Source organism: Janthinobacterium sp. GW821-FHT03C10, from assembly GCF_059420865.1.
In genome coordinates, this window is the sequence record NZ_JBWKUN010000010.1 from 154,676 (window position 1) to 174,943 (window position 20,268).

Genomic DNA, 20,268 nt, shown 5'->3' on the forward strand with positions numbered 1-20,268 from the left:
ACTCCTTGATGAAAAGTGGCGGAGCTGGCTGCGGCGCGCAAAAGTTGCTTGGCGGAAGCCTGGAAAAGCAACAGAACGCGGCAGGAATACAACATCAATGTAATATTAGTTATCAAGCTCATCATTGTTGCTAATATACAGTGGCATGCAGGTGACAAGTCGTACGATTGCCTCTTGCCGCGCCGCCAGGAAAAGCCCGCGCTTGTAAAAATTTCACCAATAAAATTAGTTTTTTTCAACACCAAAGTCTTTGTCGTGAATCTGCAACACCATTGATATACCGCAATGCTTTGTGCGCCAGCGCACCGACCACCTGAACCTGCAAACGTATTCTCTAGTCCAACAGCAGTGCATTTATCGCAAGAAAGCGCACCTGGAAGTGTGGTCTATCTCTAGCAATAGCACGTGTAGCAAGATGTCGTTTTGATGCCGTAGAGAAAATCTCTTATCAACGTTGGGAGTTACTTGTGAATAATCTAAAAAAAATCGCCGTTGCCGCCGCAGTCCTGTGCTCCGCCCTCGGCGCACAGGCCCAGGAAATCAATCCCTCCTGGTATATTCAACCTAGCATCAACGCACTCAAGCCAGATTCCGACTTCGCCACGGACAAAACCGGCTATGGCGCAGGCTTGCGTTTCGGTAAGCCTGTTTCCCAGGACTGGGATATCCAGCTGGGCACCACGTATGCCCGCTCCAAGGATGGCGGTCAACGCTACCAGCAAAATACGCTGGGCGTAGACGGCTTGTACATGTTCTCGCGTAAAGCCTTCCGTCCTTTCCTGCTGGTCGGTGCCGGCATGCAGCGCGACAAGGACACCAGCTTCGCCTTCGGTGAACGCACGAAGAGCTCGCCATACGCGAGCGTGGGCCTGGGTTTCCAGTCCAGCATCACGGAGCAGCTGTCCCTGCAGGCTGACGTGCGCAACGTGCACGGTTTCCTGCGCGGCAATACCTTCGATCCAAGCAGCAAATCCAACAACTACTATGTCACCGTGGGCCTGAACTACGCGTTCGACAAACCGGCTGCGCCGCCGCCACCACCACCGCCGCCGCCAGTGCGCGAGGAAGTCGTCGTCGTCGTGCCGCCGCCACCACCGCCACCGCCGCCAGCACGCTTTGAAAAAGTGACGATGTCGGCAACGGAACTGTTCGCGTTCGACAGCGCCAAGCTGGGTCCGACACAGACCAAGCTCGACGAAATCGCCCGCGTGCTGAACGCAGCGCCGGACGTCAACAACGTCGTCATCAGTGGTTATGCCGACCGCATCGGTTCACCCAAGTACAACCTGAAACTGTCGCAGCAGCGCGCTGATGCAGTCAAGGAATACCTGGTGGCCCACGGTGTCGCCGCCAACCGCCTGACGGCCGAAGGCAAGGGCTCGACCAATCCTGTCGTCACCTGCGATAACAAGAAACGTGCCGACCTGATCAAGTGCCTGGAACCAAACCGCCGCGTTGAAGTGGAACAGATCACCATCGAACGCCGCGTGCAGTAAGCTCGACAGTGGTACGCCACTTGTGAATAGAAAAAGGGGCTCGCGCCCCTTTTTTGCATTGAAAGCCATCATGAATTTCTCTACCCGCTATCCCAAGCTGGCCGACCTGGCGCCGCTCAGCAGGCAGATGCGCAGTGTCATCGTCTGCTCCGTCACCGAATGGCTGGAACACCGCGCTTCGAGCAAGGGCGCCGCCCTCGCCTATTACACCCTGTTTTCCATCGCCCCCATCCTCGTGCTGGTGATCGCCATCGCCGGCTTTTTCTATGGCCCTGCCGCCGCGCGCGGCGAGCTGATGGGGCAACTGCAAGGATTGCTGGGCACGCAAGGCGCAGAAGCCATCCAGCTGGTGCTGGCCGGCGCGAAAAACCATGAGCAGGGCCGCATCGCCACCCTCATCGCCAGCGCCCTGCTGCTGTTTGGCGCCACCAGCGTGTTTGCCGAACTGAAGGCCAGCCTCGATGAAATCTGGCAAGTACCACCGCTGAAGGAAGCCGGTGCCTGGGATATGGTGCGCACGCGCTTGCTGTCCTTCGGCCTGGTGCTGGTGCTGGCCTTCCTGCTGATGGTGTCGCTGGTGGTCAACGCCGCCATGGCCATCCTCGCCAACTTCTGGGAAGGCGTGTGGAAAGATACGGCCGTGCTGTTTACCATCCTGTCGAACCTGATCGGCTTTGCCGTCATCGCCAGCCTGTTTGCCGTCATCTATAAGATGCTGCCGCGCGTGCGCCTGTCCTGGCGCGACGTGGTGATCGGCGCCGTGGGCACGGCCTTCATGTTTTCACTGGGGAAATATGCGATTGGCGTGTATATCGGCAATAGCGGCGTGGCCAGCAGCTATGGCGCCGCCGGTTCACTGGTGGCCCTGCTGCTATGGGTGTATTACTCGGCGCAAATCTTCTTCCTGGGTGCCGAATTCACGCGCCAGTTCGCCCTGCAGTTGGGCAGCATGAAGGATATGCCGAAGACGGACGATGGCGACGTGCAAGTGAAGATACTCAAACGCCACCAGTCGTAAGGTGTCGTTCCTGATGCAACAACGGCGCCCGCGGGCGCCGTTTGCGTTGCCGCAAGCTATTCGCCCAGCAGTTCCGCCACCACTTCCATGCCCTGCACGCGCTCCGCCACGACCTTCGCGATGACGATGATGGGCACGCCCAGCAGCAAGCCCCAGACGCCCCACAGCCAGCCCCAGAACAGCAGGCTGACGAACACGGCCGTGGGATTCATGCGCGCGATGCGCCCCGTCATCCAGGTGGTGACGAAGGTGCCCACCAGGGTGGCGATGGCCATCGACGTGCCCGTCACCAGCAAGACCATTTCCAGCGATTCGAACTGCAGGAAGGCGACCAGGCCCGTGGCGATGGTGATGAGCAAGGGGCCGAAGTACGGCATGATGTGCAGCAAGCCGGCCACGATGGCCCAAGCGCCCGCGTTTTCCAGGCCGATCACGCGCAGGGCGATCCACATCAGGACGGCCAGCAAGACATTCGTGACGAGCAGCATGAACATATAGTTCTGGATCGAGGTATTGATGTCTTCCAGGATGTGCACGGTGACCTTCTTGCGGCTCAACGACGGTCCCGTCAGCTTGACGAGCTTGCGTTTGAAGGTGTCGCCCGACAGCAGCAGGAAAAACACGAGGAAGATGACCATGGTGGCCTGGCTGAGAAAGCCCACCAGGCCCAGCGAACCGGCCCAGACCCAGTCCATGATCTTGAAGTTGGGCGCCTCGGCGGCGGCGGCGCGGCGGTTGTTGCGGCGCGCTTCGGCGCCGGCGGCCACTTGCTCGATTTCATTGGCCACGGCCTGCATTTTCTGGAAGGTGCTGTTCTTGCCGCCCGTATTGGCGGCGATCAGCCGCGACAGCTTGTGCGTGGCGGCCGGCAACTCTTCCACGATGGATTCGAATTCGCCCTGCACGCGCTCGACGACGACGAGGGAACCGAACAGTATCAGGGCCGTGACGGCCGTGGCGCCGATGGCGCGCGGCAGGCGCAGCTTTTCCAGCCAGGCCACGACGGGATTGAGGGTATAGGCAATGAAAATGCCGAAGATGACGGGAATGAGGAATTTCTGTGCCCACTGCAGCGCATAGATGAAGCTGACGGTGGCGATGATGCCCAGGGCCATGCCGCGCGCGTTGACGTGCAGCGGCAAGCGCAAGGTTGAGTCTGGCTGCTCCACGGGCGCGCCGGGAGGTGGCCCGGCGGGCTCGGTGGAGGCAGCCGCCACCGGCTCGGGCGGGGTATCTGTAGGCTGGATATGCATGCGATTCCCGCGACGGTCGGTGGAGGGCCGCAGTGCCAGCCGTGGGGCTGGCCGCTGCGGCAGGTCAGGCCATTACTTGACGCGGATGTCGTTTTTCACCGACTTCACGCCCTTGACGCCACGGGCGACTTCGCCCGCTTTGGCGGCATCGGCTGGCTGGGCCACGAAGCCGCTCAGCTGAACCACGCCCTTGAAGGTTTCAACGTTGATTTCCGTCGATTTCAGGGTCGGCTCGTTGAAGATGCTGGCTTTCACTTTGGTGGTGATGGCCGCGTCGTCGATGTACTCGCCCGTGCCTTCCTTGGTTGGGGTCGAAGCGCAGCCTGCAACGGCGAATAGGGAAGCGACGAAAAGGCCAGTAGCGATAGATTTAGTGAATTTCATGGTTTTTTCCTTAGGAGTGGTCAATCAATGTGCTCACAATGAGCTTCTTATACCAGCGTGGTGCCTGCGCGCCGGAGGGCACTCAGTAGCCAAACTGGGTTTTTGCAGCCTTGATACAGTCATCCTTGGCTGCGCCGGCTAATGCATCGCATTTTTCTGTCGCGACCTTGTACTCGGCTTTTCTTTTTGCTTCACGCGCATCGCTGCGCGCTTCGATGACTTTCTTGTCCGCCTTGGCGTCGGCCAGGGCCGCCACCTTGGTGGACTTGGCCAGCTTGACGCAGACATCCTTGTCGTTGCCCGTCAGCGCATTGCAGCGGGCCAGGTCGACGTCGTAATTGGCATCGGCAATCTTGATGCGCGCCTTGGTATAGGCACGCAGGGTATTCGTGTATTGCGCCTGCGCCACGGCTTCATCGTAGGCGCGCACGGCCTTCGCTTCAGCGATGCAGACATCCTTTGGGTTGCCCGTGATTTTTTCGCACTCGGCATGCGCCAGCTTGTAGTTCAGGCCAGCCTGTTCATTGGCAGCCTTGTAGGCTGCTTTCGCTTCCGGCGTGGCCGCCACTGCCTGGCCGCCCCAGGCGGCGCATGCCAGGCTGACGACGATGGCGGTGAAAAGCTTATTCTTGTTCATGTTGTATTTCTCCCTGGTGGTAGCAAGCATGTCTGCTTGGCATGACTACCGTTTTACGTGGATCGTGGCCACTCTTCTGTACGCTGCCGTACACAAGTAATTTATTTTGAAAGCGGAAGGCCGGCACGGAGAAATAACAACGCTTTGCTGGATCGCCCAGGACAACAATACCATTTCGACAGCAAATTAGTACGTGCGGCAGCGTACAGACCGGGGACGGGGGCATGACTAAGATGGCACTACACCCTCACCTCGTCAGGAGAATAAAATGAAAACCAACGCCACCTTGGCTGCACTGATGCTTGCCGCCACCGCCGTATTGAGCGGTTGCGCCACCGGTCCTTCCCAGTCACAACAGTATTACCCGGCCAACCAGCCTGAGTCCGCCATGTACGGTACCGTCGATTCCATCCAGATCGTGCAGGGTGGCGGTCAAACCAGCGGCGCCGGCGCCGTGGTCGGCGGCATCGCCGGCGCCCTGCTGGGCAATACCATCGGTTCAGGCAGCGGACGCACGGCCGCCACCGTGGCGGGCGCCGTTGCCGGCGGCGTGGTCGGTAACCAGGTGGAAGGCCGCAAACAGCAAGCCCAGGCTTACCAGATCAGCGTGCGTCTCGACAACGGCGAATACCGCACCGTGGTGCAGGACAACGCGAATGATTTGCGCCCAGGTAATCGCGTGCGCGTCGTCGACGGCCGCGTCTACCGCTATTAATTTTCGGCGGAGCTTGTCAGCAGGCATCCGCCATCCGCATGAGTCGTACGATAACAAGGAGTTGCCATGGGCACCATCATTCTGATCATCTTGATCCTGGCCCTGGTCGGCGTCCTGCCTACCTGGCCGCATAGCCGCAACTGGGGCTACGGCCCCAGCGGCATCGCCGGCCTGGTCGTAGTGATACTGATCCTGCTATTACTGACGGGCAGGTTGTAAAAAAAGGCGCTTCGGCGCCTTTTCTATTTCAAGGAGGAAATATCATGACTATCCACAACACACTCTTGGCCGCCCTGTTCGCCTGCAGCGTGGCACCACTGGCACTGGCCCAGACGGCCACGCCGCAGCCGGGCGACCCGCAACGCTGGTACCAGGAAGACAGCACGGCGCAAGCCCAGCTGCGCACCCTGCGCAAGGAAATCGCCGCCGCCCTGACCGAGGCCAAAAAAGCGTGCCGCCTGGAGCCATCCGCCACGCGCGCCACCTGCCTGAAGGAGGCGCAGGATACTTACCGGCAAGACATGGCGAATGTGGAAAAACTGCGTGCAGCGGCCCATCCGCAGTGATATGCCGTTTCCGGCAACGCCTGATCAGGCGGCGTCGCGTTCGTACGGCGGCAACTCGTGCACTACGAGCGGCGTGTCTTCCGTGACGAAGGCCAGCCAGCCGGCCGCCTTGATCGCGCGCAAGCCATCCTGGTAGCCCTGCTCCCAGCGCCACTCGATGGAGCCCTTGGAGAAATTGATATCCTTGGCCGCCATGTGCCAGTCGCGCCCCGCATACGGCAGGCGCACGATATGCATGGTGCTGTCGCAGCCCAGCGCTACGAGCTCTTCCGTCTGCTGGCGGTTGTGTTTGGTGTCGGGCAGGCCGGCGTACAGCTCGCGCAATTTGCGCTGCAAGGTGTGCGTATTGACATAATCGGCGATATGCCGCTTCGAGCGCGACGCGAAGGTGACGTCCTTCTGCCGCGTCTGCACCTCATCGAGGGTGGTCGGTTCCGGCCCTTCCGAGCTCCACAGGTCCACCATGAAGACCAGGGTGTCAACGTGGGGCGTGTCGTCGAGCACGGTTTCCAGCGGCGTATTCGAGTACAGGCCGCCATCCCAATATAAATCGCCATCGACGCGCACGCCGGCAAAGCCGGGCGGCAGGGCGCCGCTGGCGCGGATATGGTCCGCCGTCAGGGCTTGCTGCTGGCTGTCGAAACTGGTGAGGCTGCCACATTTGACGCGCAGGGCGTTGACCGTCAGGCGCATGCCGCCGGGCTGGTTCAGGTAATCGAAATCGACCAGTTCCTCGAGGGTATCGGCCAGCTCGCTGGTGTCATAGAAGCTGGCTTCTTCCGGCTTGACGGCGATTCCGACGGGAAACAGACTGAAGGCGCGCGGCTTGAAGAAGCCGGGCACGCCGCGCAGCACCGTATCGAGCGTGGCCAGCCAGATGTTCGAGCGGCGCTGCCGGTCCGAAACGAGGTTCATGTCGATGCTGTCGCGGTGCGCCACGCGCTGCCAGAACTGTTTCAGGCGCACCAGCCTGTCCTCGTGCTTGTTGCCGGCCAAAATGGCGGCATTGATGGCGCCGATCGAGGTACCCACCACCCAGTCGGGCGCCAGGCCATGTTCGTGCAGCGCGTGGTAGACGCCGGCCTGGTAAGCGCCCAGTGCGCCGCCGCCCTGCAGCACCAGCACGATGCGCAGGCGCGAGGGATTTAACTGATTGATCGGTGTCTTCGAATTCGTCATCAAGATGGCCCCTCTGTGCGCCGCGCAAAATGCGGCGTGAATCATTGTAAGGGATTGCGCCTGCCCGTGCCGGACGTTGGGTACGGGCAAAAAAAACGCCGTCAATGACGGCGTTCCTGTGCAACACGGCTGGCGTTCAGCGCTTGCGGCGCAGCCAGCTGGCGGCCACGGCGGCCACGGCCACGAGGACCAGGGCCGGCTTGACCAGCTTCTTGCGTCCGATAAACGATAGCGCCGTCAGCACGTAGGGCATGGCGCCTTGCAAACGCATGCCGCCCGGCGCCAGCAGGGACTCGACGCGGTGGCCGGCAAAGCCGACCGCCGTTTCCACCACGCCCTGCAGCATCGACTCGGGGCGCAAGGCATAACCGACGTTGGCGCGCGCATGCACGATGCCTACGCGGTACATTTCGCCCTGGGCGATCAGCAGGCGCTTGCGTGCGGCTTGCGCCGCCAGTTTGTCGTTGTCCGACATGAATTCTCCTCGTAATGCCGCTTACATCAGCATGTCGCGGTCGGCCTTCAATTCCGCCATGGTGGCCGGCATGGACAGCTTTCCTTGACGCAGCATGGCACGCGCATACATGACCAGGGCAATGGCCAGCAGTACGAACACGACCGTCATGATCGCCAGAATCTTCCAACCCAGGCTATCCCAGGCCAGGAAGACGATCAGCACGCTGCCGTAAGCGATGGCGAACAAGCCCGCCACCGTCGCCAACGCGAAAATGACAATCAGCTGCAACATGTGATTGCGCACTTCCGACAGTTCGATGGTGGCCAGTTCCAGCCGCGACAACATCAGTCCGACGGCGTTTTTGGCCAGGCCGGCGACCGAGCCGATCAATCCCGGCCCCTGGTGAGACGAAGCAGACTTGTCCATATCGCTCCTGAAGTGGATTACTTGCGGCCCAGGATGAAGCCGACCAGCACGCCGACGCCAGCGGCGACGGCCACCGTGCGCCATGGGTTTTCCTTGACATAGCCGTCAGCCTGGGCAGCCATCTGCTTGGTCGCGACGATGGCCGATGCTTGCGCTTCATGCGCCTTGGCCAGGGCGGCGTCCAGGGTTTTCATGCCCTTGACGCGCACTTCATCGGCTTTTTCGCCGGTCAGGGCGGCAGCGGCGCTGAACAGGGCTTGCGCATCCTTGACCAGGGTTTTGACATCGTTATTAACGGTGGTGATATTGTTTTCCAACATGGTTTAGCTCCTTAGCTGTGGATGAATGTAGTTACTATACCTACTTTACTCAAAAACACTATTCCATTAGATCGCGCATATCATCGGCGTGCTCTTCCTCGACAGCCATGATCTTGATCAACAAATGGCGTGTGGTTGGGTCTTTGTCGCCGATTTTCACGATCATCTGGCGATACGACTCGATCGCCACCCGTTCCGCGATCAGATTGGCACGCACCATGCTTTGCACGTCTTCGGAGTCATCATACTCGGCATGGCTGCGTGCAAGCAATGTTGCAGGATTAAAATCTGGCTTGCCATTCAATTGCACGATGCGCTCGGCCAGCCAGTCCGCGTGTTCCTGCTCCTGCTGCGCATGCTCGAGGAACTCGGCCTTGATGGTGCCATTGTCGCGGCCGCTGACGGTGTAGTAATGGCGTTTATAGCGCGCAATACACACCAGTTCGGTGGCCAGCGCCCCATTCAACAGGGTGATCAACTCCTGGCGGTCGCCCTGATAGCCGGCCGTCACGGCGCCGTCGTCCAGGTTGCGGGCGGCAGCGCGGATGGCGGCCGTGTCGATGCCAGCTGGAATCTCAACAGATGTTTGGGTCATGATGTTTCCTTTCAAGTCTTGCATGGGTATCCACCGGCCAACCTTCGGCCGGTGCTGCCTACTAACAAATCAAACACTAGGCAAAACCGTAGTTTGGCCTGGTGTTTTAACGGCGGGCGGGAATGGCCGTGTTATCTTCCGACAAGACGATTTCCACCCGGCGATTCAGCTGGCGGTTCGCCGCCGTATCGTTGCCGGCGGCCGGATAGGCGGCGCCATAGCCTTTCGTGGCGATGCGGTCGCGGCTGATGCCTTGCTCCAGCAGCGCATTGCGCACGGATTCGGCGCGGCGTTGCGACAATTCCAGGTTGTGCGCGGAGCCGCCCGTGCTATCCGTGAAGCCTTCGATCAGCACGGTGCGCTGCGGATTGTTTTTCAGCACATCGGCCAGCTTGCGCGCCGTATTCGCGCCATCGGCCGTCAGGTTCGCCTTGTCCGTGCCAAACAGCACGTCGCCCAAGGTGATCACCATGCCGCGTTCGGTTTTCTTGGCGGCCAGGTCGGCCAGCTGCGCTTCGAGTCCGGCGGCGCGGGCTTGCGCATCGCGCGCCGATGCTTCGGCCGCTTGGGCCTGGGCCTTGGCCGCTTCCGCATCCGCTTGCGCCGCCTGGGCGCGGGCCGTGGCCTGGTCAGCCTGCTGCGTGCGCGCATCGAGGCGCAGCTGGTCGCGCTGCTTGCCGGCGTTGGCGATATCGGCTTCGGCCGCCTTCTGCTTGGCGACTTCTTGCGCCGTGGCTATCTTTTGCTTGGCCAGGTAGGCCAGCTTGTCGACTTTTTCGCTATCTTCCTGGCGCGTGGCGGCTGCGTTTGCCGCTTCCAGGGCAGCGCTCGCTTCGCGGAATTCGCGCGGCGCATAGGTCGATACCATCGGGTTCGATTGCGCCGCCATGTAGTCGCCGCGCGTCTGGTCGAGCAGGCTGGTGGTGGTCGGTGCGGAGCTGCAGGCGGCAACGAGGGCGGCCATGGCCAGCAGGCCGGGGATGGTGGTGTAGGTAGCTTTTTTCATGATGGGATCCTGTTATTCGTTATTGTTTTGGGGCTTGCTGATTGGCACGGTCGAGTTCTTCGCGCATGACGCGGATGTTCTCGTTGATTTCATCGGCGGCGCTGGTGGCCTTGGCCGAGTTGGCCTTGCTTTGCGCCAGCTTGGCATCGGCTTGCGCCTGGTCGGCCAGCTCGCGCGCCGTCTTGTAGTCGCGGTCTTTCAGGGCCTGGTTAGCCATGCGCATTTTTTCGCGGGCCGAACGCATTTCATCGGGTGCCAGGTCGGCGGCGCCGGCGCTGGCGGCGTTATCGACGGCGGCGCGCGACACGGCGACATCGGCCGTGGCTGGCGTTTTCAGACTGGAGCAGCCCGTCATCAGGACGACGGCGGTGGCGCAGGCGGCCAAGGCGGCCAGCGGGGAAATCTTGAAATCTCGGTTTGTCATTTTTTTTCTCCTGGAGAATGTTTAAGCGGTAGGTATCAACGTCGGTGCATCTGGAATCAGGAACTGCGTTTGATGTATGACGTTATAGGCTCCGGCTTCCCGCATATCCGTTCGGTGCCGCACATAGAGTAGGAAATCGACAATACTTGCATCGGCAACGTGCGCCAGCGCACGTGCCGGACCGCAAAAGCGAGAAACGGGCCCGGCTTTGAAGCGATTCCTGTAGCATCGTGAATACTTGTCCAGAAAGAATCTCTCCCATGCCACGCTTTACCTCCCTCTCGCGCCGCCAGAAAATCGCCCTCGCCAGCGCCGCCGTGCTCATCGCCCTGCCCGTCACCGCTTCCATCGTCCTGATGAACATGGACTGGAACCGCGCCAAGCCCTGGCTCAATGCGCGCGCCAGCGAAGCACTGGGGAGACCGTTCGCCATCGCGGGCGACCTGACGCTGACGTGGCAGCAGTCCACGACTGGAGGCAAACAAAGCTGGCGCGACTATTTGCCTTGGCCGCACTTGCAGGCCACGGACGTGCGCCTGGGCAACCCGAGCGCGATGGCCGGGACGGGTGACCAGGCGCAGCTGGCCAGCGTCAGCCATCTGGCGTTCTCTCTCAATCCTTTGGCCCTGCTGGACAAAAAGATCGTCATCCCGGAATTGCGCTTCGACACGCCGCAGGTACGTTTGCTGCGCAACAAGGACGGCAAGAACAACTGGACCTTCGACAAGCAGGAGCAGCCATCGCCGTGGCAGCTGGAACTGCAAAGCGTAGTCTTCAGCAAAGGCACGGTGGTGCTCGACGATGACGTGACGGGCACGGCCATGCGCGCCGATGTCGACACCATCGCCGGCGATACGCGCTATGGCATCGCCTGGACGCTGTCGGGCAAATACCATGGCGAAACCATCAAGGGCGGCGGCAAGGCGGGCGGCGTGCTGTCGCTGCAGCAGCAAGGCACGCCCTTCCCCATCCAGGCCGACATGCGCGCGGGCGGCAGCAGCGTGGCCATCGAAGGCACCCTGACGCGTCCGGCAAACCTGGCCGCACTCGACGTGCGCCTGAAAATTTCGGGGCCCAGCATGGCCCGGCTGTACCCCTTGACGGGCGTGCTGCTGCCGGAAACGCCGCATTTCAGCACGGAAGGCCATTTGACGGGCACGCTGGCGCCGCGCGGCGGCGAGTGGGTCTACGACCAGTTCAGCGGCAAGGTGGGTTCGAGCGACATCAGTGGCAAGCTGGCCTTTTCCGCCAGCAAGCCGCGCAAGCGCCTGACGGGCGAAGTCCACTCGCGCCTGCTGCAATTTTCCGATCTGGGCCCGCTGGTGGGCGCCGATTCCAGCGCCAGCAAGAAGGAGCGTGGCGTGCCGTCGACGCAGCCGGCCGGCCGCGTGCTGCCGGTGGAAACCTTCAAGACGGAGCGCTGGACCAGCCTGGACGCCGACGTGCGCTACACGGCCGACAAGATCACGCGCGACGCCGAATTGCCGATCAGCAAGCTCGACACGCACGTGGTGCTGACGGACGGCGTGCTGTCCCTGATGCCGCTCAACTTCAACGTGGCGGGCGGCACCCTGAGCTCGCAGATCAAGCTCGACGGCAGCGGCAAGGTCATCGCCAACGGCATCGCCGCCGAACTCAAGGCCAGCGCCCGCCATCTGCATATCCAGCAACTGTTCCCCCGCCTGCCAGCCCTGCAAGCGAGCGTGGGCGAAATCAATGGCGACGCTTCACTGTCGGCCACGGGCAATTCCGTCGCCAGCCTGCTGGGCAGCTCGAACGGCGAAGTGCGCGCGCTGATCAACCGGGGCAGCATCAGCAAGCTGCTGCTGGAAGAAATGGGCTTGAATATCGGCAGTGTCGTGCTGGCCAAGCTGGCCGGTGACAAGCAGGTCAAGCTCAATTGCATGGCCGCCGACTTCGCCGTCACCAAGGGATTGATGCAGACGCGCCAGTTCATCGTCGACACGGATGACGCCGTCCTGCATATCGATGGCACGGTGAACCTGGCCGATGAACGGCTGGACCTGACCTTGCGGCCCGACAGCAAGGGCTTGCGCGTCTTTTCGCTGCGCTCGCCCCTGTATGTGCATGGCACCTTCAGCAAGCCCGACGTGAGCGTCGACAAGGGCGTGCTGGCCCTGCGCGCCGGCGGCGCCCTGGCGCTGGCCGTGGTGGCGCCCGTGGCGGCACTGCTGCCGCTGGTCAATACCGGCCCCGTCGAAGACAGCGAATGCGCGGCGCTGCTGGCCCAGGCGCGCGTGAAACCGGTGGCGCCGAAGCCGGGCAAGACGGCGCGCAAACACCGCTGAACAAGAGGGGAAGAGAGGGCAGCCGTGCACGATTACAATTGTTACACCCCTATGTGCGTTGCCGAACAGACCCTGCCTTGTCACAATCCTATTCTGTGATCGTGCCTGAAACACCCAAGACGTGGCGATACGAAGTCCCCCGGCCCATACCATGCCGGCGCCACGAGGTCCGAATTCATAGGAGAACTATCATGCAAATCATTAAAAAAATCGCCGCTACCACTTCCGTTGCCGCTCTGCTGCTGAGCTTGACTGCTTGCGCCAACATGTCCAACCAGGATAAGAACACGGCCATCGGCGCCGGCGTCGGTGCCGTTGCCGGTTCCGTGCTGACGGGCGGCAGCGCTGTCGGCGCAGTCGGCGGCGCCGCAGTCGGCGGCGTGATCGGCAACCAGGTCAAGCCGAAGTAATCGGCCATCCGAAAAGCGGGGTGGGCGCCCAGGCGCCTGCCCCGCTTTTTTGCGTCCGGCTTCCGTTGACGACATTGAAAAGTTATTCTGAGGAAATTAAACGAAGACGTTGGCCATGCCGATGGCGCCGCTATCCTTGACCAGCTCGTAGCAGCGGCAAGAAACGGCTTCCAGGCCGGCCGAATCGAGGATTTCGATATTGCCGCGACTGTAAGTAATCAGCTTTTGCTGTTGCAGCGCGCTGGCCGCCTTGGTCACGCCGACGCGCCGCACACCCAGGGTGTGGGCGAGGAATTCATGGGTCAGGTGAAATTTTTCGGACTGCAGGCGGTCGCGCGTGATCAGCAGCGACCGGGCCAGGCGCGCCTCGAGCACGTGGAAACGGCTGCACACGGCAATCTGGATGGCTTGCGCCAGCAGGGTGTCCGTGTAGCGGTACAGCAAACGCTGCAGGGACTCGAGCTGAGCGAACTCGGCGCAGAAATCGGTCCGCGAGATGCGGCTGGCCGTGCCGGAACGTTGCACCACCGCCCGTACTTGCGCCAGGTCGTGGCCCAGCGCGACGGATGCGCCCAGCACGCCTTCGCGGCCGACGGAGCCCACTTCCAGGGTCATGCGGCCTTCCGCCACGGCCAGCAGCGAGATCAGGCAGTCGCCGGGGAAGTAGATGTGGCCGATAGGCTGGCCCGGCTCGTACAGCACCTCGCCCACCTCGACCGTGACGGTATCGAACAGCGCCGTCAGGTGCCGCAAGTCGTGCTCGGGCAGGCTGGCCAGCAGACGGTTGCCCGCGTCAAGCGTGCCCGCAGGCGTGCCCAGGCCGGATCGGCCTGCGTCGCGGGACAGGGTCATGCTGGCGTTCGTTAGTGGCATTGCTTTTCCTTGGTGCCGTTACAACTCGACATAATTTTTACTTAGCCTACGGTGCCATACCATCCCTGTATGTACGGTGACGCACGGAAGCGAGGCAAGCGGCACAGCACACTGGCAATACACGCGAATCGCACGGATAACACGCACTACCCATTTCATTATTTATAAAAACCAAGGAGCTCTCCATGACCACCACCACCAAATCCCTCCATCCGCTGGTGCTTGCCGCCGCCGTCGCCGTCCTGCTGTTTTGCGGCGTGGGCACGGCGGCCCTGATGGGCTGGCTGCCCTCGTCGCAGGGTGATAGCCAGCCGCTGGCGGCCAGCACTTCCGCCGAGCAGATGGCCAGCCTGCAGGCGAACCAGCCGCCAGCGAACCTGCAGCCTGCCGCCGCACAGCCGCTGGCCGCCCTGCCGCCGCAGCAACAGCAGCCACAGCAGCAGCCCGTGCGCCAGCCACAGCCCCAACCGCAACAGCAATACGCGGCCGCCCCCGCGCCGGCGCCGCAGGTGTGCGGCAATTGCGGCGTGATCGAAGCCATCCATGAAGTCAATACGCGCGCCGAAGGCAGCGGCGTGGGCGCGGCCGGCGGCGCCGTCGTCGGCGGTTTGCTGGGCAACCAGGTCGGCGGCGGCCACGGCAAGCAGCTGGCCACCGTGCTGGGCGCCGTTGGCGGCGCCGTGGCCGGCAACCAGATCGAAGGCAGCGTGCGCGCCACGCGCAGCTACAACATCGTCGTGCGCCTCGATAACGGCAAGACGCGCACCGTGCACCAGAGCGCCGCGCCGAACTGGCGCCAGGGCGACCGCGTGCGCGTCGTCAACGGCGGCTTGCGCGCCATCGGCTAAGCTCCCGGCGGCCAGCGCGCCGCCCGCCAGCGCAGCAAATCAAACACACGCCCGGCCTGTCCGGGCGTTTTCTTTTTGGCAATGTTCGCTGGCGTACAGATGAGCTTGCCGTCCCGCGAGATGATGCATTCAAGAAAGTTCAACGGATATCTTCAAGGAGATGCGATGGAAAACGACAAGACAGGCAGCCACCGGATCTGGCTCGGCTTTATCGGCGGCGGCATATTGGCTACCGCGCTGGGCTTCTGCGCGCTGGACCTGGCCCCCGCGGCCAGCAGCGCCCCCGTGTTTGGCGTCATGCTGCTGCTGACGGGCGGCATGGTCAGCTGCCTGGCCGGCGCCGTCGGCATGGCCGGCATGCTGGCCTGGATACCGGGCATGGATGGCGAGCAGGAACGCCGGCCGATGCGCGAACAGAATCTGGCCAAATAAGCTGGCCCAATAAAGCAAATAAGTTGGGTAAATAAGGCTTGTGTACGGCACCGTACAGAAAGTTTCAGAAACAAAGTAGACAATAAGTCATGGCATCAGCGCTCAGCGACCAAGTCGCCGCGCAATGACAAAAACCGATGACAGCACAAGGCCAAGGCAGTCGCCGTCATCCACACATTACTCTCGGAGGACACATCATGCTGTATACAATCGCCGTCGTACTCATTATTCTTTGGCTGCTGGGCCTGGTAACTTCTTATACCATTGGCGGCTTCATCCACATCCTGCTGGTCGTCGCGGTCATCATGATCCTGCTGCGCCTGATCAGCGGGCGCGGTTTATAGAGGCTGGCGCACTAGCCAGACAGGGCGGCGCGCGTGCAAACGGGCGCCGCCTTTTTGCCGCTTTTTGCGTACGTATGCGCGCACTGGCACGCCGCGGCATTTTGCAGTAACGTGTGCAGGTAATTCCTGGGTATGTCCCAATAACAAAACAAGGAGAAAATCCATGAAACAAGCATTCAAAAAAGGTCCTGGCGCCACATCCCTGATCGGCATGCTGGTGATCGCGCTGGCCGCCACCGGCTGCGCGGACATGTCCTCGACGCAACGTGGCACGGCCACGGGCGCCGGCATCGGCGCGGGCCTCGGTGCCTTGATCGGCGGCACCACCGGTGGCGGCAGCAGCGGCCGCACGGCCGGCGGCGCCCTGATCGGTGCCGCAGCTGGCGCCGTGGTCGGCAATATCTGGTCGAACCGCATGGAAAACCAGAAGCGCGCCATGGAACAGGCGACACAGGGTACCGGTGTGCAAGTGTCGCAGACGGCCGATAACCGCCTGAAAATGGAAATCCCGAGCGACATTTCCTTCGACACCAACCGCGCCGACATCAAGGGCAACTTCCGCCCCATCCTCGACCGCTTCGCCGCCACGCTGAATGAAAACCCGAACACCACGGTCAGCATCATCGGCCACACGGACAGCACGGGCAGCGATTCCATCAACGAACCGCTGTCGGTGGAACGCGCCGCCCACACGCGCGACTACCTTGCCATGCGCGGCGTCTCGCCGACGCGCGTCGTCACGGAGGGCCGCGGCGCCCGCGAGCCGATCGCCTCGAATGCGGATGCCTCGGGACGCGCACGCAATCGCCGCGTGGAAATCTACGTAGCAGAGCTAGCCCCACGGGGGTAACACCGAACCAAACCTACTGCGCGTCGGTATAGGCGGCCTGCGATGCTCACCGGCTCGGCGCCCCCGTACTAAAGTACGGTTGCGCTTCTCGGCCACCTCTCCCTTCCGCTCGCTACGGTTCTGTTCGGTGTCGGGACGTTGACATCAAAATCAAGATCGTAAAAAAACCCGCTGGCACGGTCACTTGCCAACGGGTTTTTTTCATTTAAAGCAGCTTATTTTGAAGTAGCTTACTTCGACGTCGTTGCCTTGGCGCCGCTCTCGCCCTCTTTCGCCACCTTGGCAAAGTCGCCCGCCGTCACCACCGACACGGCCGCTGGCTTCAGGTATTCGCGCAGACCCTGGTTCACTTGCGCCAGGGTCAGGGCGGCCACTTTGGCTTCCAGGTCCTTGTCGTAGGCCATGGTGCGGTCTTCGGCAAGGTAGCCGGCCAGTTCGCGCGCCAGGCCGCTGTCCTGCGTGCGGCCCACTTCCTGCGATTGCAGCCAGCCTTTCTTCGCCTCGGCCAGTTCCTCTTGTGTAAAGCCGTCGGCCAGCACCTTGGCGATTTCCTCGCGCAGGGCCGCTTCCACCTTGACCGTGTTTTGCGGCGCGCTGATGGCGTAGGCCATCCAGTAGCCGGCCGGTTCGCGCGACGGCACGGACACTTGCGAGCCGACGCCGTACGACAGGCCTTCCTTCTGGCGGATGCGGTCGGCCAGGCGGCTGCGCAAGGCACCGCCGCCCAGCATGTGATTGGCGATCAGCAAGGCCGGATAGCTGGCCGCGTCATCCTTGAGGGGAACCGGCTGGACGGCGAACAGCACGCTGTTGGCCTTGTCCGGCGTTTCCAGCGTGACTTTCTCGCCGCTGACGGGCTTGACGGCGTCGGGAATGCGCACATACGGCTGCTGCGCCTTCCAGCTGCCGTACAGGCTGGCCACTTGCGCCTTCAGCGCGGCCGGGTCGAAGTCGCCCACGGCGGCAAAGGTGGCGTTCGCCGCGCCATAGTAGGCGCCATGGAAGGCTTTCACATCGGCAACCTTGATGGCTTTCCATTGCGCCAGCTCGGCCGGCAAGGTGGCCACATGGCGCACATGGCCTTCCGGCGTGGCGTCGAGCAGGCGTCGGAAGGCGTTCACGGCCAGCGGCTGCGGTTCAGGCAATTCCTGCTCCGCGCGGCCCACGCGCTCGCGCTGCAATTCCAGGAATTCCGTTTCGCTCAGGGCCGGCTTTTGCAGCACTTGCGCCAGCAGGTCCATGGCGGCCGGCAAGTTCTCGCGCTTGCCCGTCAGCATGGCGGTCACGCCCTCGGCGCCGCCCGTGATGGCCACCTGCATGCCCAGCTGGTCGAACTTGTCCTTCACTTCCTGACGCGACAGTTTATCCGTGCCGCGCGATAACAAATTGGCCGTGTAGCCGCCCACTTGCGCCTTGCCGCGCAAGCTTTCTTCGCTGCCGAGCTGCAATTTCAATACGACGCTGACGTTGCTGCCCTTGGTTTTCTTCGGCAGCAAGGCGCCCTTCAAGCCGTTCGGCAAGGTGAAGCGCGTGGTGCGCGCCTCGATATTGTCAGGGCTGGGGTCGAACGCCTCGCCCTGTGCCACCACGGCGCGGCCCGTGTAGCCGGCCAGCTGCGGCGCCACGTCCGCGTAGGCCGGCACGACCGTGCGGTCCGGCGCGTCGGTGGGGATGAAACGGCCCAGGGTACGGTTCGAGCTCTTCAGGTATTTCTCGGCCGCCGCCTGCACCTGCGCCGTCGTCAGCTTGTCGAGCTGGTCGCGCTGCAGGAAGAACAGGCGCCAGTCGCCGGCCGCCAGGGACTCCGTCAGGGCGATCGTCATGCGCGCCGTGTTCGAAGTGATCAGCTCGACCTGCTTGTTCAGCTGCTGTTTCACGCGCGCCACTTCCGCATCCGTGATCGGCTGCGATTTCAAGTCTTCCAGCACTTTCAGCATGGCCGCCTGCGCCGCATCGAGGTTGCCATCGACGGGCACCAGCGCGCCGAACAGATTGTAGCCCGGCTCCAGGTTGCTCACCGAGTTGTATTCGATCTTGCTGGCCAGCTTGGTTTCCACCAGCGCCTTGTGCAAGCGGCCGGCGGGCGCGTCCGTCAGCACGTGACCGAGCACCTCGATGGCGACGGCGTCCGGGTTGCCGGACGGCGCCACGTGGTAGCCGGCGCCGACGAACTGCGTGCCGCCGCTGCGGCGCACCGTCACGGCGCGCTCGCCATCCTGCACCGGTTCGGCCGTGTAGGTCGGTTCGATCACGCGCGTGGGTTTCGGTATCTTGCCGAACAGCTCATTGATCTGTGCCAGGACCTTGGCTTCATCGAAGCGGCCCGCTACCATCAGCACGGCGTTATCGGGCTGATAATATTTATGATAGAAGGCGCGCAGACGGGGGATGTTCACCTGCTCGATGTCGGAGCGGGCGCCGATGGTCGACTTGCCGTAGTTATGCCAGTCGTAGGCGATGGCCTGGATGCGTTCGCTGGTCACGCCGATCGGGTCGCTCTCGCCCATCTCGAACTCGTTGCGCACGACGGTCATTTCGCCCTTTTGCGTCTTCGGGTTCCACAGGTCGTTCTGGTCGATGGCCGCGTTGACCATGCGGTCCGCTTCCATGGCCAGCATCTGGCGCAGGTTGTCGTCGTTGGCGGGGAAGGTGGCGTAGTAATTGGTGCGGTCGTACCAGGTGGTGCCGTTGAACTGCGCGCCCGTCGAGTTCAGGATCTCGACGGGGGTCTTGGTTCCCTTCTTGACGCCGAAGTTGGCGCTGGGCTTGAACAGCAAGTGCTCGAGCAAGTGGGCCATGCCCGTTTCGCCATAGTTTTCATGGCGCGAGCCGACCAGGTAGACGATGTTGGTGGTAAGCGTAGGCTTGCTGGCATCCGGGAACAACAGCACGCGCAAGCCGTTGGCCAGGCGGTATTCGGTGATGCCTTCGACGGAGGTGACCTTGACGGCGGCGACGCGGCTGGCGGCAAGCTTGCCGGTTTTCTGGGCCGGCGCGGCATCGACCGGGGTGGCGGCCAGGATGAACGACGGCGAGAGGATGCCGGCGGCAAGCAGGAGGGCGGTAATTGGTTTCAAGTCGGAGTCCTGGTGGCACTACGTTATAAAGATGCGCAAGCGCAATGAAAGATACGCAAGCACAATGCGATACGAACGCAAGAATGATCACGGTGCCCGCGCTGCGTCTTCGCCGCCACGTGAAATTATTGCTCTCGCAATTTACGTCATGCTTGTCAGTTGCGCAAGTCCTGTCATCGGGCTGTTATGTGCCCGTGCTATACTCCACGGTTCCAGAACTATCTGCCTGTATATGAGACGAGCTCTCGTCCTGCTCTGCCTTTTTGTTTTCATCGCCCTACCCCAGGCGTTCGCCAGCATGGCTTACGCCAGCCCTTCCCCATTCCAGCATGCAGTCGCGGCCGGCACTACCGCCGCGCCTGCCTTCGTCGCCGATTGCCTTGCCCCCGACGCCCATGTGGGCTTGCCCGGCGACAACTGCGACGCCGACGAATGCGACAACGACCCCATCACGCTATACCCGACCTCGCGCCAGGGAGCGCCGTTTTGCGCCATCATTTGGCAAGCGGGACCGGGGGCACTTGCCGAAGCGGACGCGCGGCAGGCCACCCGGCCGCCGCGCGTCCGCCGCCACACCACGCACTCGCAACACGGTTCCCTGGGGCACGAGCCACCAGGCAAGCTTGAAACTTACTGACTTTACAAGGTT

Annotated in this window: 24 protein-coding genes; 12 read left to right on the forward strand and 12 right to left on the reverse strand. The window is 62.3% G+C overall.

Translation table 11 applies throughout. The annotated features are described in order from the left end of the window. The first annotated feature begins 467 nt into the window (after positions 1 to 467). On the forward strand, positions 468 to 1,496 hold the full coding sequence (locus AC07VH_RS26780) for an OmpA family protein (RefSeq protein ID WP_475413707.1): 1,029 nt from the start codon (positions 468 to 470) through the stop codon (positions 1,494 to 1,496). Between the two features lie 70 nt (positions 1,497 to 1,566). Then, the gene (locus AC07VH_RS26785; protein WP_494789265.1) at positions 1,567 to 2,514 is read left to right on the forward strand and encodes a YihY/virulence factor BrkB family protein; all 948 of its coding nucleotides are present in this window, start codon (positions 1,567 to 1,569) and stop codon (positions 2,512 to 2,514) included. A 56-nt stretch (positions 2,515 to 2,570) separates the two neighbouring features. Here AC07VH_RS26785 and AC07VH_RS26790 read toward each other — a convergent pair whose 3' ends face one another. The 3 genes from AC07VH_RS26790 to AC07VH_RS26800 all read right to left on the reverse strand — a co-directional run bounded on the left by AC07VH_RS26790 (position 2,571) and on the right by AC07VH_RS26800 (position 4,788). Next, a complete protein-coding gene (locus AC07VH_RS26790) occupies positions 2,571 to 3,767 on the reverse strand; it encodes an AI-2E family transporter (RefSeq protein ID WP_494789266.1) in 1,197 nt (398 codons plus the stop codon). Between the two features lie 72 nt (positions 3,768 to 3,839). Continuing rightward, positions 3,840 to 4,151, reverse strand: a complete 312-nt coding sequence (locus AC07VH_RS26795; RefSeq protein WP_034758914.1) for a BON domain-containing protein — start codon at positions 4,149 to 4,151, stop codon at positions 3,840 to 3,842. A gap of 82 nt (positions 4,152 to 4,233) precedes the next feature. After that, positions 4,234 to 4,788 (reverse strand): hypothetical protein, encoded by a 555-nt coding sequence (locus AC07VH_RS26800; RefSeq protein WP_071078642.1) that lies wholly within the window; start codon positions 4,786 to 4,788, stop codon positions 4,234 to 4,236. A gap of 268 nt (positions 4,789 to 5,056) precedes the next feature. Between AC07VH_RS26800 and AC07VH_RS26805 the strand changes: the two genes are divergently transcribed. The 3 genes from AC07VH_RS26805 to AC07VH_RS26815 all read left to right on the forward strand — a co-directional run bounded on the left by AC07VH_RS26805 (position 5,057) and on the right by AC07VH_RS26815 (position 6,069). Further along, complete coding sequence (locus tag AC07VH_RS26805) at positions 5,057 to 5,503, forward strand: outer membrane lipoprotein (RefSeq protein WP_034758920.1); 447 nt, start codon at positions 5,057 to 5,059, stop codon at positions 5,501 to 5,503. A gap of 66 nt (positions 5,504 to 5,569) precedes the next feature. Next, positions 5,570 to 5,722 (forward strand): DUF3309 family protein, encoded by a 153-nt coding sequence (locus AC07VH_RS26810; protein WP_010396415.1) that lies wholly within the window; start codon positions 5,570 to 5,572, stop codon positions 5,720 to 5,722. 44 nt (positions 5,723 to 5,766) lie between these two features. Next, positions 5,767 to 6,069, forward strand: a complete 303-nt coding sequence (locus AC07VH_RS26815; protein ID WP_494789267.1) for a hypothetical protein — start codon at positions 5,767 to 5,769, stop codon at positions 6,067 to 6,069. 24 nt (positions 6,070 to 6,093) lie between these two features. On the opposite strand, the gene AC07VH_RS26820 is transcribed toward AC07VH_RS26815, so the two are convergent. The 7 genes from AC07VH_RS26820 to AC07VH_RS26850 all read right to left on the reverse strand — a co-directional run bounded on the left by AC07VH_RS26820 (position 6,094) and on the right by AC07VH_RS26850 (position 10,476). Continuing rightward, positions 6,094 to 7,248 (reverse strand): patatin-like phospholipase family protein, encoded by a 1,155-nt coding sequence (locus AC07VH_RS26820; protein WP_475413711.1) that lies wholly within the window; start codon positions 7,246 to 7,248, stop codon positions 6,094 to 6,096. Positions 7,249 to 7,384: 136 nt separating this feature from the next. Next, a complete protein-coding gene (locus tag AC07VH_RS26825; protein WP_034786335.1) occupies positions 7,385 to 7,723 on the reverse strand; it encodes a hypothetical protein in 339 nt (112 codons plus the stop codon). 21 nt (positions 7,724 to 7,744) lie between these two features. Continuing rightward, positions 7,745 to 8,131: a phage holin family protein gene (locus tag AC07VH_RS26830; RefSeq protein ID WP_034758936.1), complete on the reverse strand. Its 387-nt coding sequence runs from the start codon at positions 8,129 to 8,131 to the stop codon at positions 7,745 to 7,747. A gap of 17 nt (positions 8,132 to 8,148) precedes the next feature. Beyond that, positions 8,149 to 8,451, reverse strand: coding sequence for an ElaB/YgaM/YqjD family protein (locus AC07VH_RS26835; RefSeq protein ID WP_035826246.1), 303 nt, complete (start codon positions 8,449 to 8,451; stop codon positions 8,149 to 8,151). 58 nt (positions 8,452 to 8,509) lie between these two features. After that, the gene (locus AC07VH_RS26840; protein ID WP_475413712.1) at positions 8,510 to 9,070 is read right to left on the reverse strand and encodes a ferritin-like domain-containing protein; all 561 of its coding nucleotides are present in this window, start codon (positions 9,068 to 9,070) and stop codon (positions 8,510 to 8,512) included. 82 nt (positions 9,071 to 9,152) lie between these two features. Then, positions 9,153 to 10,052 (reverse strand): OmpA family protein, encoded by a 900-nt coding sequence (locus AC07VH_RS26845; protein ID WP_475413713.1) that lies wholly within the window; start codon positions 10,050 to 10,052, stop codon positions 9,153 to 9,155. 19 nt (positions 10,053 to 10,071) lie between these two features. Continuing rightward, positions 10,072 to 10,476 (reverse strand): DUF4398 domain-containing protein, encoded by a 405-nt coding sequence (locus tag AC07VH_RS26850; RefSeq protein ID WP_046682424.1) that lies wholly within the window; start codon positions 10,474 to 10,476, stop codon positions 10,072 to 10,074. A gap of 260 nt (positions 10,477 to 10,736) precedes the next feature. Between AC07VH_RS26850 and AC07VH_RS26855 the strand changes: the two genes are divergently transcribed. Together AC07VH_RS26855 and AC07VH_RS26860 are read left to right on the forward strand one after the other, a co-directional pair. Further along, positions 10,737 to 12,785, forward strand: coding sequence for an AsmA family protein (locus AC07VH_RS26855; protein WP_494789268.1), 2,049 nt, complete (start codon positions 10,737 to 10,739; stop codon positions 12,783 to 12,785). A gap of 191 nt (positions 12,786 to 12,976) precedes the next feature. Beyond that, complete coding sequence (locus tag AC07VH_RS26860) at positions 12,977 to 13,195, forward strand: YMGG-like glycine zipper-containing protein (RefSeq protein WP_076570450.1); 219 nt, start codon at positions 12,977 to 12,979, stop codon at positions 13,193 to 13,195. 96 nt (positions 13,196 to 13,291) lie between these two features. Here the strand turns inward: AC07VH_RS26860 and AC07VH_RS26865 are convergent, their stop codons facing one another. Next, positions 13,292 to 14,068: a Crp/Fnr family transcriptional regulator gene (locus tag AC07VH_RS26865; RefSeq protein ID WP_475413715.1), complete on the reverse strand. Its 777-nt coding sequence runs from the start codon at positions 14,066 to 14,068 to the stop codon at positions 13,292 to 13,294. Between the two features lie 185 nt (positions 14,069 to 14,253). On the opposite strand from AC07VH_RS26865, the gene AC07VH_RS26870 reads away from it, so the two are divergent. From AC07VH_RS26870 to AC07VH_RS26885, 4 genes are all read left to right on the forward strand, one after another. Next, positions 14,254 to 14,916 (forward strand): outer membrane lipoprotein, encoded by a 663-nt coding sequence (locus AC07VH_RS26870; protein WP_494789269.1) that lies wholly within the window; start codon positions 14,254 to 14,256, stop codon positions 14,914 to 14,916. 165 nt (positions 14,917 to 15,081) lie between these two features. Beyond that, the gene (locus AC07VH_RS26875; RefSeq protein ID WP_475413717.1) at positions 15,082 to 15,348 is read left to right on the forward strand and encodes a hypothetical protein; all 267 of its coding nucleotides are present in this window, start codon (positions 15,082 to 15,084) and stop codon (positions 15,346 to 15,348) included. A gap of 197 nt (positions 15,349 to 15,545) precedes the next feature. Beyond that, positions 15,546 to 15,692 (forward strand): lmo0937 family membrane protein, encoded by a 147-nt coding sequence (locus tag AC07VH_RS26880; RefSeq protein WP_121670992.1) that lies wholly within the window; start codon positions 15,546 to 15,548, stop codon positions 15,690 to 15,692. Between the two features lie 211 nt (positions 15,693 to 15,903). After that, positions 15,904 to 16,542 (forward strand): YiaD family glycine zipper/OmpA-like lipoprotein, encoded by a 639-nt coding sequence (locus AC07VH_RS26885; protein WP_430886693.1) that lies wholly within the window; start codon positions 15,904 to 15,906, stop codon positions 16,540 to 16,542. Between the two features lie 230 nt (positions 16,543 to 16,772). On the opposite strand, the gene AC07VH_RS26890 is transcribed toward AC07VH_RS26885, so the two are convergent. After that, positions 16,773 to 19,619 (reverse strand): M16 family metallopeptidase, encoded by a 2,847-nt coding sequence (locus AC07VH_RS26890; protein ID WP_494789270.1) that lies wholly within the window; start codon positions 19,617 to 19,619, stop codon positions 16,773 to 16,775. A gap of 298 nt (positions 19,620 to 19,917) precedes the next feature. On the opposite strand from AC07VH_RS26890, the gene AC07VH_RS26895 reads away from it, so the two are divergent. Next, positions 19,918 to 20,256 (forward strand): hypothetical protein, encoded by a 339-nt coding sequence (locus tag AC07VH_RS26895; RefSeq protein ID WP_489628270.1) that lies wholly within the window; start codon positions 19,918 to 19,920, stop codon positions 20,254 to 20,256. The last annotated feature ends 12 nt before the right edge of the window (positions 20,257 to 20,268 follow it).

Coding starts and splice junctions, on each gene's coding strand:
- AC07VH_RS26850 (WP_046682424.1), bottom strand. CDS start 10,476: ATGACAAACCGAGATTTCAAGATTTCCCCGCTGGCCGCCTTGGCCGCC.
- AC07VH_RS26805 (WP_034758920.1), top strand. CDS start 5,057: ATGAAAACCAACGCCACCTTGGCTGCACTGATGCTTGCCGCCACCGCC.
- AC07VH_RS26855 (WP_494789268.1), top strand. CDS start 10,737: ATGCCACGCTTTACCTCCCTCTCGCGCCGCCAGAAAATCGCCCTCGCC.
- AC07VH_RS26825 (WP_034786335.1), bottom strand. CDS start 7,723: ATGTCGGACAACGACAAACTGGCGGCGCAAGCCGCACGCAAGCGCCTG.
- AC07VH_RS26790 (WP_494789266.1), bottom strand. CDS start 3,767: ATGCATATCCAGCCTACAGATACCCCGCCCGAGCCGGTGGCGGCTGCC.
- AC07VH_RS26870 (WP_494789269.1), top strand. CDS start 14,254: ATGACCACCACCACCAAATCCCTCCATCCGCTGGTGCTTGCCGCCGCC.
- AC07VH_RS26845 (WP_475413713.1), bottom strand. CDS start 10,052: ATGAAAAAAGCTACCTACACCACCATCCCCGGCCTGCTGGCCATGGCC.
- AC07VH_RS26885 (WP_430886693.1), top strand. CDS start 15,904: ATGCTGGTGATCGCGCTGGCCGCCACCGGCTGCGCGGACATGTCCTCG.
- AC07VH_RS26840 (WP_475413712.1), bottom strand. CDS start 9,070: ATGCAAGACTTGAAAGGAAACATCATGACCCAAACATCTGTTGAGATT.
- AC07VH_RS26865 (WP_475413715.1), bottom strand. CDS start 14,068: ATGCCACTAACGAACGCCAGCATGACCCTGTCCCGCGACGCAGGCCGA.
- AC07VH_RS26785 (WP_494789265.1), top strand. CDS start 1,567: ATGAATTTCTCTACCCGCTATCCCAAGCTGGCCGACCTGGCGCCGCTC.
- AC07VH_RS26820 (WP_475413711.1), bottom strand. CDS start 7,248: ATGACGAATTCGAAGACACCGATCAATCAGTTAAATCCCTCGCGCCTG.
- AC07VH_RS26815 (WP_494789267.1), top strand. CDS start 5,767: ATGACTATCCACAACACACTCTTGGCCGCCCTGTTCGCCTGCAGCGTG.
- AC07VH_RS26800 (WP_071078642.1), bottom strand. CDS start 4,788: ATGAACAAGAATAAGCTTTTCACCGCCATCGTCGTCAGCCTGGCATGC.
- AC07VH_RS26795 (WP_034758914.1), bottom strand. CDS start 4,151: ATGAAATTCACTAAATCTATCGCTACTGGCCTTTTCGTCGCTTCCCTA.
- AC07VH_RS26875 (WP_475413717.1), top strand. CDS start 15,082: ATGGAAAACGACAAGACAGGCAGCCACCGGATCTGGCTCGGCTTTATC.
- AC07VH_RS26830 (WP_034758936.1), bottom strand. CDS start 8,131: ATGGACAAGTCTGCTTCGTCTCACCAGGGGCCGGGATTGATCGGCTCG.
- AC07VH_RS26895 (WP_489628270.1), top strand. CDS start 19,918: ATGGCTTACGCCAGCCCTTCCCCATTCCAGCATGCAGTCGCGGCCGGC.
- AC07VH_RS26860 (WP_076570450.1), top strand. CDS start 12,977: ATGCAAATCATTAAAAAAATCGCCGCTACCACTTCCGTTGCCGCTCTG.
- AC07VH_RS26810 (WP_010396415.1), top strand. CDS start 5,570: ATGGGCACCATCATTCTGATCATCTTGATCCTGGCCCTGGTCGGCGTC.
- AC07VH_RS26835 (WP_035826246.1), bottom strand. CDS start 8,451: ATGTTGGAAAACAATATCACCACCGTTAATAACGATGTCAAAACCCTG.
- AC07VH_RS26880 (WP_121670992.1), top strand. CDS start 15,546: ATGCTGTATACAATCGCCGTCGTACTCATTATTCTTTGGCTGCTGGGC.